The following is a 12,288-nucleotide window of genomic DNA, read 5'->3' on the forward strand; positions in this document are numbered from 1 at the left end:
ATTGCTCGAGGGAACAGATTTTAACGAGCTGCAGATCCGCCTCGCGACCGCTGAGGACATCCGCAGCTGGTCGTTCGGCGAGGTCAAGAAGCCGGAGACCATCAACTACCGCACGCTGAAGCCGGAGAAGGACGGTCTGTTCGGCGAACAGATCTTCGGCCCCAGCCGCGACTGGGAGTGCGCCTGCGGCAAGTACAAGCGCGTGCGCTACAAGGGCATCGTGTGCGAGCGCTGCGGCGTCGAGGTCACCAAGTCCTCGGTGCGCCGCGAGCGCATGGGCCACATCGAGCTCGCCGCCCCGGTGACGCACATCTGGTACTTCAAGGGTGTGCCGTCGCGTCTCGGCTACCTGCTCGACATGGCGCCGAAGGACCTCGAGAAGGTCATCTACTTCGCCGCCTACATGATCATCGACATCGATGACGAGGGCCGCCACGAAGACATGGCTGAGCTCGAGGCCGAACTGCGCCTCGAACTCAAGTCGCTCGCCGATCAGCGCGACATCGCGATCGCCCAGCGCCAGCAGCAGGCCGAGCAGGATCTCTCCGCGCTCGAGGCCGAGGGCGCCAAGGCCGACCAGCGCCGCCGCGCCGAGCAGTCGGCCGAGAAGGAGATGTCGGCGATCCGCAAGGGCTTCGACGACGACATCGCGCGTCTCGAGCGCGTCTGGGAGGACTTCCGGGGCCTCAAGGTGGGCGACCTCAAGCCCGAGGACGCGGTCTTCGCCGACCTCATGGACCGCTACGGCGACTACTTCGAGGCCTACATGGGCGCCGAGGCGATCAAGAAGCGTCTCGAGACCTTCGATCTGGAGGCCGAGAGCGAGGCGCTGCACCTGCAGATCGCCGAGGGCAAGGGCCAGAAGAAGATCCGCGCGATCAAGCGCCTGAAGGTCGTCAACTCGTTCCTCATCACGGGGGCGAGCCCGGCCGCGATGGTGCTCGACGTCGTCCCGGTCATCCCGCCGGAGCTGCGTCCGATGGTGCAGCTCGACGGCGGTCGCTTCGCGACCTCCGATCTGAACGACCTCTACCGTCGCGTCATCAATCGCAACAACCGTCTGCGCCGCCTGCTCGATCTCGGTGCCCCCGAGATCATCGTGAACAACGAGAAGCGCATGCTGCAGGAGGCCGTCGACGCGCTGTTCGACAACGGCCGCCGCGGCCGCCCCGTCACGGGCACCGGCAACCGCGCGCTGAAGTCGCTCTCGGACATGCTCAAGGGCAAGCAGGGCCGGTTCCGTCAGAACCTGCTCGGCAAGCGCGTCGACTACTCGGGCCGTTCGGTCATCGTCGTCGGCCCGCAGCTCAAGCTGCACCAGTGCGGTCTTCCCAAGCAGATGGCGCTCGAGCTGTTCAAGCCGTTCGTCATCAAGCGCCTCATGGATCTGTCGCACGCGCAGAACGTGAAGGCAGCGAAGCGCATGGTCGAGCGCGCGCGCTCCGAGGTGTGGGACGTGCTCGAGGAGATCATCCGCGAGCGCCCCGTGCTGCTGAACCGCGCACCGACGCTGCACCGTCTCGGCATCCAGGCGTTCGAGCCGCAGCTCGTCGAGGGCAAGGCCATCCAGCTGCACCCTCTCGTCTGCACCGCGTTCAACGCCGACTTCGACGGCGACCAGATGGCGGTCCACCTGCCCCTGTCGGTCGAGGCCCAGGCCGAGGCGCGCGTGCTCATGCTCGCCTCGAACAACATCCTGAAGCCGTCCGACGGCCGCCCGGTGACCCTGCCCTCGCAGGATATGATCATCGGTCTGCACTACCTGACCACGGTCAAGGCGGATGCGGCCGGCACCGGCCGCGCCTTCGGCTCGATCTCCGAGGCGATCCTGGCGATGGACGAGGGCACCCTCGACCTGGCCGCTCAGGTGAAGATCCGCCTCGAGGGCTACGCCGACGCGTCGGGCGTCATCTCCGAGAAGCCCGTCATCGTCGAGACGACCCTCGGCCGTGCCATCTTCAACGAGGCGCTGCCCGCCGACTACCCCTACTTCGAGCGCGTGGCGGACAAGGGCAGCCTCTCCGGGCTGGTCAACGACCTCGCCGAGCGCTACCCGAAGGTGGAGGTCGCGGCGACGCTTGACCGCATCAAGGACGCCGGTTTCCACTGGGCCTCGCGCTCGGGCATCACCGTCGCCCTCTCGGACGTCGTCACGCCCAGCAACAAGGGCGAGATCATCGCGACGCACGAGAAGCGCGCCGCGAAGGTCCAGCGCGACTACGACCGCGGCATGATCAGCGATTCGGATCGCCACAAGGCGCTCACCGAGATCTGGACCGAGGCGACCGACGAGGTCGCTCAGGCCATGCGCGACGCGTTCCCCGAGGACAACACCATCTTCCGCATGGTGTCGTCGGGCGCCCGTGGTAACTGGCTGCAGATCCGAAACATCGCCGGTATGCGCGGCCTCGTGTCGAACCCGAAGGGCGAGATCATCCCGCGCCCGATCATCAACTCGTACCGTGAGGGCCTGTCGGTGGCGGAGTACTTCATCGCGACCCACGGTGCGCGCAAGGGCCTCGCGGATACCGCGCTCCGTACCGCCGACTCGGGCTACCTGACCCGTCGTCTGGTGGACGTCTCGCAGGACGTCATCATCCGCGAAGAGGACTGCGGCACGAAGCGCGGTCTCGATCTGCCGATCGCGGCGGAGGACGCCGCGGGCGTGCTCGTGCGCGACGAGAACGTCGAGAACTCGGTCTACGCGCGGACCCTCGCGGTCGACGCGGTGGCCGCCGACGGCGCCGTCATCGCGACGGGCGGCGAGGACGTGGGCGATGTGCTCATCGAGAAGCTCGTCGCCGCGGGCGTGAACGAGATCAAGGTGCGCTCGGTGCTCACCTGCGAGTCGGCGGTCGGCGTCTGCGCCACCTGCTACGGCCGCTCGCTGGCCACCGGCAAGCGCGTCGACATCGGCGAAGCCGTCGGCATCATCGCGGCCCAGTCGATCGGCGAGCCGGGCACCCAGCTGACGATGCGTACCTTCCACACGGGCGGTTCGGCATCGGCGGACGACATCACGCAGGGTCTGCCCCGCGTGCAGGAGCTCTTCGAGGCGCGTACCCCCAAGGGCGCATCCCCGATCGCGGAGGCCGCAGGCCGCATCACGATCGAGGACACCGAGAAGAGCCGCCGCATTCTGCTCACGCCGGACGACGGCACCGAGGAGAAGCAGTACCCCGTGCTGAAGCGCGCCACGCTGCTCGTCGAGGACGGCGACCACGTCGAGCTCGGCCAGCCGTTCCTCCAGGGCACGCTCGACCCGAAGGACATCCTGCAGGTCGGCTCGACCGAGGCCGGCAAGCACATCCCGGGCGAGCGCGCGGTGCAGAAGTACCTCGTCGAGGGCGTGCAGGGCGTGTACCGTTCGCAGGGCGTGCCGATCCACGATAAGCACATCGAGGTCATCGTGCGCCAGATGCTGCGCAAGGTCACCGTCGTCGATCACGGCGAGACCGACCTGCTGCCGGGCGAGCTCGTCGACCGTGCGCGCTACCAGCGTCTGAACCGCGAGGCTCTGCTCGAGGGCAAGCGCGCCGCGACCGCTCGTCCCGAGGTCATGGGTATCACCAAGGCCTCGTTGGCGACCGAATCGTGGCTGTCGGCCGCATCGTTCCAGGAGACGACCCGCGTGCTCACGCAGGCTGCGATGGAAGGGTCGAAGGATCCGCTCATCGGCCTCAAGGAGAACGTCATCATCGGTAAGCTCATCCCGGCCGGTACCGGCCTGAGCGTCTACCGCGATATCGAGGTCGCGGCCACGGAGGAGGCGAAGGCGGAGCGCTACCCGAACCGCCTGTTCTCGACCGAGGGCACCTTCGACGAGAACGATCTCTCGTTCGTCGACTTCGACAGCTTCACCGCCGACGAGTTCAACCCGGGCAACTACAGCTAGCGCTGCAGTTCTCCAGCGAAAAGGCGTCCGCACGACCGTGCGGGCGCCTTTTTCGCGCCTTGCCGACGGCGGAACACGAAATCCGGGGCGCCGCATTGTACGGTGACGGGCAGATATATGTGTTCGAGGGATCGGACGCACCGCCCGACGAGAGGTACAGCGATGAGCGAGGACCGCGACACCCCCGCGCCGACGAGGGCAGCCGAGGCGCCGGAGACCGCAGGCAATCCCGGGGCGCCGGTGGAAGAGGTCGAGGCGAGCCGCACGGAGGTGCTCGAGGCCGTCGAGCGTGCGAAGGGCGCGGGCGACACCGCGAACCCCGCCGCTGCAGATGCGGGCGAAGCCGGCGATGCGGGCGACGCCGGCGACGCGGCGGGCTCCGCCGCCGAGGCGAAGCCGGCCGAGGCCGCCGATGGTGCGCAGCATGCCGACGCCGAGCAGCGGCACCGCGAAGAGGTGTCGCAGGTCGACACGCAGTTGGACCTCGAGATGCCCGGCAAGACGGATCGGCCCCGCATCGCCGAGACCGACGAGATGCCGAGCGCAGCGGCGAGCCCGCTCGCGAAGAAGCTCGAGGAGACGCCGGTGCGCGACGGCGAGATCCGCATCAGCGCCGACCACCCGATGGCCGCCCTCTACACGCAGACCCCGGCACCGCCCGAGATCAAGGGCAACCGCGGCGCGGGCGTGCTGATCTCGGTGCTCGCCGCCATCGGCTTCGCCGTCGTCTACGCGGGCGCGACCGCACTGCTGCTCGCGACGAGCTACCCGCCGTCGACGTTCCTCGAGCAGGGGCTGCTGCCGGCGGTGCTCTCGATCGGCTTCGGCGCGGCCGTCGCCGGCTTCCTGCTCGGCATGATCGTGCTCGTGCTCATCGCGGGCCGCGCGGGCTGGTGGGTGTACGCGATCGGCGGCTTCTTCGTCGGCGTCGCGGTGTGGGCCGCCACCGCCGTGGGCACGGCGCTGCACGATCGCTTCGTGCTCGGCCAGAACGTGTCGCTCGACGTCTTCGACCTGGTGCAGGATTACGGTCTGACGATTCCGGTGCTCGTGGCCGCGGTCGTGGCGCGCGAGGCCTGCGTCTGGTTCGGCGCCTGGATCGGTGCGCGCGGCCGCCGTATGAAGGCGCGCAACGCCGAGGCGCTCGCCGAGTACGAGCAGGCGCTGGCAGAGGTCCAGGCGCAGCCGCGATGACCCCGAGCGCCCCTCGTCGTGTGACACGCGGCTATGCGGCGGCGCTCATCTTCGCAGCCGTCATCGTGGCGACCGCGCTTCTCGTCGCCGTGTGGGGGCTCCTATCGGCGTTCGCCGGCCGCGACCCGGTGACGAGCCAGGTGAGGTTCTGGGCGGCCCCGTTCATCGTGCTGCTGCTGCTCGGCGTGCTCGCGGCCGCTCTGTGGCAGCAGACGCTGGTGCTGCTGCGCGGTCGGCACCGGCCCTCCTGGGGCATCATCGTCTCGCTCGGCGGGGGCGCCTACCTGCTGTGGTGCCTGCTCGGCATGCTCTTCGGCATGGACATCGCCGATACCTGGACCAGCCCGTTCGCGGGCGCCCTGGCCGCGGTCTGGGCGTTCGCATCGCTGCTCTTCTGGGCCGTGCTCGCCAGGCGGGTGTACACCGAACGGCCGCCTCCGCGGTGGCCGTGGGAACGCGATGGGGAGAACGACCGGCCGTGACGAATGGAATCGAGGGGCGCGTCGGCGTCGCTGTCGATGCGTGGCTGCGGTGGGTGCCGGGCTGGGCTCCCGGGTCGCAGCGCACCCGCGCCAGGCTGTGCCGGCGATGCACGGGCTCGCCCGTCGTGGCCGCTGCAGGGATCGGCCGGGACGTGCCGCATCAGGTGACGCACGCGCTCGTATCGCGCATGCAGCGCATCATCGACAAGGAGGTCGACGAGTTCACGGAGCGCGAGCTGCCGACGCTGCACGCCGAACTCGCGGGGGAGGACCTGTGGCGGGCGGGCGGGTACGACCCGTCGCACGGTCTCGAGCCCGAGCTCGACGGCGTCGATCTCGACCCCGACCCCGATGAGCAGGGGCAGCCGTTCCTCTTCACGCTCGCGGGGCTCGCCGAGGATTCGAAACCCGAGCCGCCGCTGCCGCGCCCGCCGCTCAGCGCGGAGGAGAAGCGCGCACTGCGCCACGAGATCGAGCTCGCCGACGCGCACGCGGAAGACGCCGGGCGATCCCTGTGCCTCGCCCTGGTGAGCCATCGGGGCCGTATTCAGACCGCGATCGCGCGCTTCGTCGAGCCGCAGATCGAGAGCATGCTCGACGAGCTGTCCAAGCACCTCGAGCCGCCGCAGTAGGCGGGGAGCGGCGCCGCGGGCCGAGCGCGGGCGCAACGATGCGGGCACCGATCGCAACAATGCGGCCCTTGCGGCGGGATTCAGGCCCCGCGCGCGGAGGAACCTCTAAACTGGGAGGCGGTGCTCGGATCAGACCCGGCACCTCGACGAGCGAGGCGACGACGTCCAGGGCGCGCCCGCACGAACCCCAAGGAGCGCATGGTGGCATTTATCGACGCGGTGATCGCCCGCGAGATCCTCGATTCTCGAGGCAACCCGACCGTTGAGGTCGAGGTCGGGCTCGACGACGGCTCGGTCGGACGGGCAGCGGTGCCCTCCGGTGCATCGACGGGCGCATTCGAAGCCTACGAGCTGCGCGACGGCGACCAGGATCGCTACCTCGGCAAGGGCGTGACGAAGGCCGTCGACGCGGTGTTCGACGAGCTCGGACCGGCGATCGAAGGCTTCGCAGCCGACGACCAGCGCATCATCGACTCGGTGCTCATCGAGATCGACGGCACCGACAACAAGTCGCGCGTCGGCGCGAACTCCATCCTCGGCATCAGCCTCGCGGTCGCCCAGGCGGCGGCCGACGCGGCCGACCTGCCGCTCTACCGCTACCTCGGCGGCCCGAACGCATCCACCCTGCCCGTGCCGCTCATGAACATCATCAACGGCGGTGCGCACGCCGACACCGGCGTCGACATCCAGGAGTTCATGGCGGTGCCGCTCGGTGCCGAAACCTTCTCGGAAGGCCTGCGCTGGGGCGTCGAGGTCTACCACGCGCTCAAGGCGCTGCTCAAGGAGCAGGGCCTCTCGACGGGTCTCGGCGACGAGGGCGGCTTCGCCCCCGATCTGCCCCACAACTCGGCAGCGCTCGACCTGATCGTCGAAGCGATCAAGCGGGCCGGGCTCGAGCCCGGACGCGATGTCGCCGTCGCTCTCGATGTCGCATCGTCCGAGTTCCACGAGAACGGCGTCTACAAGTTCGAGGGCCAGGACCGGACGGCCGAGGAGATGACCGCGTACTACGCCGATCTGCTCGACCGCTACCCGCTCGTCTCGATCGAGGACCCTCTCGACGAGAGCGACTGGGACGGCTGGAAGCACCTCACCGACGCGCTCGGCGACCGCGTGCAGCTCGTCGGCGACGACCTGTTCGTCACGAACCCCGAGCGTCTCGCCGACGGCATCGAGAAGGGCACCGCCAACTCGCTGCTCGTCAAGGTCAACCAGATCGGCACCCTGACCGAGACGCTCGACGCCGTGCAGCTCGCGCAGCGCTCGGGCTACACCGCCATCCTGTCGCACCGCTCGGGCGAGACGGAGGACGTGACGATCGCCGACCTCGCCGTCGCGACAGACTGCGGCCAGATCAAGACCGGTGCACCCGCGCGCTCGGAGCGCGTGGCGAAGTACAACCAGCTCCTCCGCATCGAGGAAGAGCTGGGCGGCGCAGCCGAGTACGCGGGGCGCGCGGCGTTCCCGCGCTTCTCGGCCTGATCGCCGAAACGCGCAGAGGGGCGGGCGAGCACGGTGGGACGCCGAACGGATGACCTCGGGGCATGGGCCTCGAGCGTGCGCTTCAGCGGCTTCACCGTGCTCGTCGTCGCCCTGATCGCGGCCGGCGCGGTCATCATCAGCCCCAGCCTGTCGACGTACGTGCAGCAGCGGCGCGAGGTCTCAGAGCTGCGCGCGAGCGTCGAGGAGCACCGCGGAGCGGTCGAGGACGTCGATGCGGAGCGCGCGCGCTGGAAGGACCCGGCCTACGTGCGCGCGCAGGCCCGCGACCGCCTCTTCTACGTGATGCCGGGTGAGACCCAGCTGAATGTGATCGACGACATCATGATGCCGGTCGAATCGTCCGAGGAGACGAGCGCCGAGCTCTCGCGCATCGACCGCAACTGGGCCCGCACCCTCGTGGGCTCGTTCATGATCGCCGGGACGACGGATCAGGCTCCGGACGCCGCAGCAGATACTCCGGCAGCAGAGACCCCCGCCGCGGAGACCCCGGCGGCAGAGACCCCCACAGACGAGGAACCCGCACCATGACCCGCCCGCCCTACGACCCGCCGACCGAAGCCGATATCGCGGCGGTGAGCGAACAGCTCGGCCGCGAAGCCCGCGGCGTCGTCGGTATCGCCGCACGCGCCGCAGACGGGTCGCCTGCGGTCGTCGCGACCGCCCCGCGCCTGCCCGACGGGTCGCCGTTCCCGACGTTCTACTACCTGTGCCACCCCGGAGCGGTGGCCGCGGCCTCGCGTCTCGAGGCGGTGGGCGTCATGAACGAGTACAACGACATGCTCGCGGAGAGCGAGGAGCTGCGCGAGGAGTACGCTCGAGCCCATGAGCAGTACATCGCCGACCGCGACGCCGTCGGCGAGGTGCCCGAGGTGGCCGGGGTCAGTGCCGGCGGCATGCCGACGCGCGTGAAATGCCTGCATGCTCTGATCGGCCATGCGCTCGCTGCGGGGCCCGGGGTCAACCCGATCGGCGATCTCGCTCTCGAGCGCAGCGGCTGGGGCCGATAGTCTCCGCATAAGTCGGCCAGTCTTCGTCGAACCGTCGCATTTTCGTCGGAAATTCGAACGATTACCGCCGATGTGGCTTCATCGACGGCTTTCCGGGGGTACTATAACCTGGTGGGCTGTAAGGGCCCGCTTTTTTACGTGCCTGCATATTTTTCTGATCAACGCATCAACAAGGAGACCGCTTCGTGGCGAAGAAGATTCTGATCGTTGGCGGTGGCTACGCTGGTTTCTACACCGCGTGGAAGCTCGAGAAGCTCCTTCGCGCCGGTGAGGCCGAAGTGACGATCGTCGACCCGCTGCCCTACATGGCCTACCTGCCCTTCCTCCCGGAGGTCGCCGCAGGTTCGATCGAGCCGCGTCACGCGATCGTCGCGCGCCGCCGCCATCTGAAGAGCACCGCGAACATCGCGGGCAAGGTGACGGGCATCTCGCACGCCACGAAGACGGCGACCATCACGCCGAACGACGGCGAGGCATTCGACTTCTCGTACGACCACATCGTCGTCACGACCGGCTCGGTCTCGCGCACCTTCCCGATCCCCGGCATCGCCGAGAACGCGATCGGCATGAAGACCATCGAAGAGGCCGTCGCCGTGCGCGACCGCCTCGTCGGCAACTTCGAGCGGGCCGCGTCGCTGCCCCAGGGCTCGGCCGAGCGCGAGCGCCTGCTCACCGTCACCGTCGTCGGCGGCGGCTTCGCCGGCATCGAGACCATCTCGGAGCTGCGCTCGTTCGCGACCGCGCTGCTGCGCCGCTACCCCGAGATCACCTTCGACGAGACCAAGTTCCACCTGGTCGAGGCCATGGGCCGCATCATGCCCGAGGTCACCGAGGCTCTCGCCGACTGGGTGGTCGCCGACCAGACCCGTCGCGGCGTCGACATCCACCTGAACACCCAGCTCGGTTCTGCCGTCGACGGCAACATCGAGCTCTCGACCGGCGAGAAGTTCGAGTCCGACCTCATCGTCTGGACCGCCGGCGTCATGCCCCGCCCGTTCCTGCGCGGCACCGACCTGCCGATCGGCCCCCGCGGCCACGTCATCGGCAGCCCCGAGCTGCGCATCACGACCGAAGAGGGCGAAGCCCTCGAAGGCGCATGGACCGCGGGCGACACCTCGCAGACCCCCGACATCTCGTCGACCCCCGGCCCCGGCGGCTTCTGCGTGCCCAACGCGCAGCACGCCGTGCGCCAGGGCCGTCTGCTCGCGAAGAACATCGCGGCCGACATCCGCGGCGAGGGCGTCACGCAGTACAACCACAAGAACCAGGGTGCGGTCGCCGGTCTCGGCGTCAACACCGGCGTGTTCAAGTCGGGCGGCGGCTTCGCGCTCAAGGGCTACTTCGCGTGGCTCGCGCACCGCTTCTACCACGGCCTCGCGATCCCCACGTGGGAGCGCAAGTGGCGCGTGTTCGGCGGCTGGGTCGGCCACTTCTTCCTGGGCCGCGACATCGTCAACATCGAGGCGGTCACCGAGCCGCGCGCGATCTTCGAGGAGTTCGCTTCGCGCCCGAAGCCCCCGGCAGCCGACTGATCGCGGCATGAGCCTGGGCCGATCCAGGCATCGAACGGCGCCCCGCCGAGCACTTCCGCTCGGCGGGGCGCCGTCGTATCCGCGCGGGTTCCCGCCGTCGCACGGACGGGAGCGCTGCTCCCCAGTACGCTGATGGAATGACGACGAGCGAACGGACCGGGCGCGTGCGCGGCTTCTGGGTGACGCCGTCGATCCGCGCCCGCACCGTCGGGCGCGCGTATTTCGCAGTGCAGGCCGGCGCAGGGCTGCTGTGGTGGGTCGGAGTCTTCGCGGTGCCCGGAGTGCGCGAGGCGACGCTCGGCGGCATCGAGGCCGTGCCGATGGCGATCGCCGATGTGCCGCTGTTCGTGGTCGCATCGGCGATCGCCGCGTCTCTCGGGCCGCGGGGAGCACCCGTCGCGGCGGGAACGGCAGCGATCTGGACGCTGCTCGTGACCCTCGGGCTCGCCGTCTACGCGACGATCACGGGAAGCGCGGGGTGGGGCGCGCTGCTGATGGCTGCGGCGTCTATCGGCGGGCTCGGATCTTGGATGCTGCTCGTGTTCGATCGGATCCCTGCGGACCGCGTGCTCATCGGCGCGCTCGGCATCCGGACGTCGCGTTCGGCCCCGCCGGGCTTCCAGCTCGCCCGCACGCTGCTCCAGCTCCTGGCGTTCTGGCTCATCTTCCTGGCGATACTCCCCGGGGCGATCCTATTCTTCGAGCACCGGTGGGGCCTGCATGCCGACTTCCCCGACCAGGCGGGCCCCGTCGGCGCCGCACTGCTGCTGCTCGCCAGTGCGCTCGGGCTGTGGGCGGCGTTCGCGATGTCGCTGAACGGCGACGGCACGCCGCTGCCGTCGGCGACCGCGAACCGTCTCGTGATCGCCGGACCCTACCGCTTCGTGCGCAATCCGATGGCGCTCGCGGGCATCGCGCAGGCGATGGGCGTCGGTCTGCTCGTGGAGTCCTGGCTCGTCGTGCTCTATGCGCTGGCGGGCATCGCCTACTGGAACGAGCTCGTGCGGCCCTTCGAAGAGGCCGATCTCGAAGCGCGCTTCGGCGATGACTACGCGCGGTACCGTGCGCAGGTGCGGTGCTGGGTGCCGCGCGTACCGCCCACCGCCGGCAACTGAGGGAAAGCGCGTAATCGGTGGCGTCGTGCGCGACCGACTGGCATGCTGTGGGGCAAGGGATACGTGGGCGCCGCCCGGCCGAAGCGGGCCGAGCGGCGCGGCGTCCGTAGATCAGCGGGCGCAAGACCGTAAGGGGTGCGATGGATGCGATCGTCTTTCTGCTGATACTCGGGGCGACGGGCGTCGCCGTGTTCGACGACCGGAAGTGGGTCGTGCTCGGCTCGTTCGCCATCGCTTTCGTCGCGGCCGCGGCGCTCTTCATGCATCACGTCACCGACCAGCTGCCGGTGAGTCTCTGATGACCGCCGCGCAGCAGGTCGCCGTCGAGCGCACTCCGTTCGGCGCGCTCCTCGGCGCGCTCTCGTTCTGGGCGCACGTGGCATTCGTCGTGGCGTATCTCGGCATTCTCAGCACCGCGATGTTCTGGTTCCAGTTCGGCCAGGGCGAGTATCCCTGCCCGCTCTGCATCACCCAGCGCATGGCGATGATGCTCGTCGTGATCGGCCCGATCTCCGTCGTCGTCCGCGCGCTCAAGGGGCGGGGGTCGCTCCAGACGGTCGCTACGGGCGCGGGCATCTCGATCATCAGCGCAGTGCTCGGCATGGCGATGTCGTCCCGGCAGGTGCTGCTGCACATCGCCCCGGGCGACCCCGGCTACGGCACCGCCGTCATGGGCATGCACCTCTACACCTGGGCGCTCGTCACCTTCGTCGTGGTGCTCCTGTTCTGCGGCGTCGTGCTGGCCTGCGGCGAGACCTTCGTACCGGTCGCCCCGAAGTCCCCGGCGCTGCGGGGCATCGCCCGAGTCGTCATCTGGCTCTTCATGGCGACGATCCTCATCAACGCGGTCGTCGTGTTCGCGGAGTCGGGCTGGCACTGGTACCTGCCCGATGACCCGACCGGCTACCGTCTGTTCGGAGGCTGACCG

General features: G+C 69.3%; 11 protein-coding genes. All 11 read left to right on the forward strand.

Annotation, left to right across the window (positions count from 1 at the left end; genetic code table 11):
- Position 1 precedes the first annotated feature (1 nt).
- The 11 genes from ACUYTF_RS08600 to ACUYTF_RS08650 all read left to right on the forward strand — a co-directional run bounded on the left by ACUYTF_RS08600 (position 2) and on the right by ACUYTF_RS08650 (position 12,285).
- Entirely contained in the window at positions 2-3,895 is a 3,894-nt protein-coding gene (locus ACUYTF_RS08600; RefSeq protein WP_434142399.1) for a DNA-directed RNA polymerase subunit beta', read from the forward strand.
- 162 nt (positions 3,896-4,057) lie between these two features.
- The gene (locus ACUYTF_RS08605) at positions 4,058-5,089 is read left to right on the forward strand and encodes a hypothetical protein (protein WP_434142401.1); all 1,032 of its coding nucleotides are present in this window, start codon (positions 4,058-4,060) and stop codon (positions 5,087-5,089) included.
- Complete coding sequence (locus ACUYTF_RS08610; RefSeq protein WP_434142403.1) at positions 5,086-5,571, forward strand: hypothetical protein; 486 nt, start codon at positions 5,086-5,088, stop codon at positions 5,569-5,571. The genes ACUYTF_RS08605 and ACUYTF_RS08610 overlap by 4 nt, the downstream gene beginning before the upstream one ends.
- The gene (locus ACUYTF_RS08615) at positions 5,568-6,203 is read left to right on the forward strand and encodes a spermidine/putrescine ABC transporter substrate-binding protein (RefSeq protein ID WP_434142404.1); all 636 of its coding nucleotides are present in this window, start codon (positions 5,568-5,570) and stop codon (positions 6,201-6,203) included. The genes ACUYTF_RS08610 and ACUYTF_RS08615 overlap by 4 nt, the downstream gene beginning before the upstream one ends.
- A gap of 201 nt (positions 6,204-6,404) precedes the next feature.
- On the forward strand, positions 6,405-7,685 hold the full coding sequence (eno, locus tag ACUYTF_RS08620; RefSeq protein ID WP_434142406.1) for a phosphopyruvate hydratase: 1,281 nt from the start codon (positions 6,405-6,407) through the stop codon (positions 7,683-7,685).
- A gap of 33 nt (positions 7,686-7,718) precedes the next feature.
- Positions 7,719-8,234, forward strand: a complete 516-nt coding sequence (locus tag ACUYTF_RS08625) for a septum formation initiator family protein (RefSeq protein WP_434142408.1) — start codon at positions 7,719-7,721, stop codon at positions 8,232-8,234.
- Positions 8,231-8,713: a DUF501 domain-containing protein gene (locus ACUYTF_RS08630; protein WP_434142409.1), complete on the forward strand. Its 483-nt coding sequence runs from the start codon at positions 8,231-8,233 to the stop codon at positions 8,711-8,713. Before ACUYTF_RS08625 ends, ACUYTF_RS08630 begins: the two co-directional genes overlap by 4 nt.
- Positions 8,714-8,898: 185 nt before the next feature.
- Positions 8,899-10,245: an FAD-dependent oxidoreductase gene (locus ACUYTF_RS08635; RefSeq protein ID WP_434142410.1), complete on the forward strand. Its 1,347-nt coding sequence runs from the start codon at positions 8,899-8,901 to the stop codon at positions 10,243-10,245.
- Between the two features lie 137 nt (positions 10,246-10,382).
- Positions 10,383-11,360, forward strand: a complete 978-nt coding sequence (locus ACUYTF_RS08640; protein WP_434142412.1) for a methyltransferase — start codon at positions 10,383-10,385, stop codon at positions 11,358-11,360.
- Positions 11,361-11,500: 140 nt separating this feature from the next.
- Positions 11,501-11,659 carry a DUF5993 family protein gene (locus ACUYTF_RS08645; protein WP_434142413.1) on the forward strand — a complete coding sequence of 53 codons (159 nt, stop codon included), beginning with the start codon at positions 11,501-11,503 and terminating at the stop codon, positions 11,657-11,659.
- Positions 11,659-12,285, forward strand: coding sequence for a disulfide bond formation protein B (locus ACUYTF_RS08650; RefSeq protein ID WP_434142415.1), 627 nt, complete (start codon positions 11,659-11,661; stop codon positions 12,283-12,285). The genes ACUYTF_RS08645 and ACUYTF_RS08650 overlap by 1 nt, the downstream gene beginning before the upstream one ends.
- Positions 12,286-12,288: the final 3 nt, after the last annotated feature.

This window comes from Leucobacter sp. GX0328, assembly GCF_053567315.1.

Excerpts from the sequence above, each read along its gene's own strand:
- ACUYTF_RS08630 (WP_434142409.1), top strand. The coding sequence starts at position 8,231 with ATGACCCGCCCGCCCTACGACCCGCCGACCGAAGCCGATATCGCGGCG.
- ACUYTF_RS08645 (WP_434142413.1), top strand. The coding sequence starts at position 11,501 with ATGGATGCGATCGTCTTTCTGCTGATACTCGGGGCGACGGGCGTCGCC.
- ACUYTF_RS08610 (WP_434142403.1), top strand. The coding sequence starts at position 5,086 with ATGACCCCGAGCGCCCCTCGTCGTGTGACACGCGGCTATGCGGCGGCG.
- ACUYTF_RS08605 (WP_434142401.1), top strand. The coding sequence starts at position 4,058 with ATGAGCGAGGACCGCGACACCCCCGCGCCGACGAGGGCAGCCGAGGCG.
- ACUYTF_RS08640 (WP_434142412.1), top strand. The coding sequence starts at position 10,383 with ATGACGACGAGCGAACGGACCGGGCGCGTGCGCGGCTTCTGGGTGACG.
- ACUYTF_RS08650 (WP_434142415.1), top strand. The coding sequence starts at position 11,659 with ATGACCGCCGCGCAGCAGGTCGCCGTCGAGCGCACTCCGTTCGGCGCG.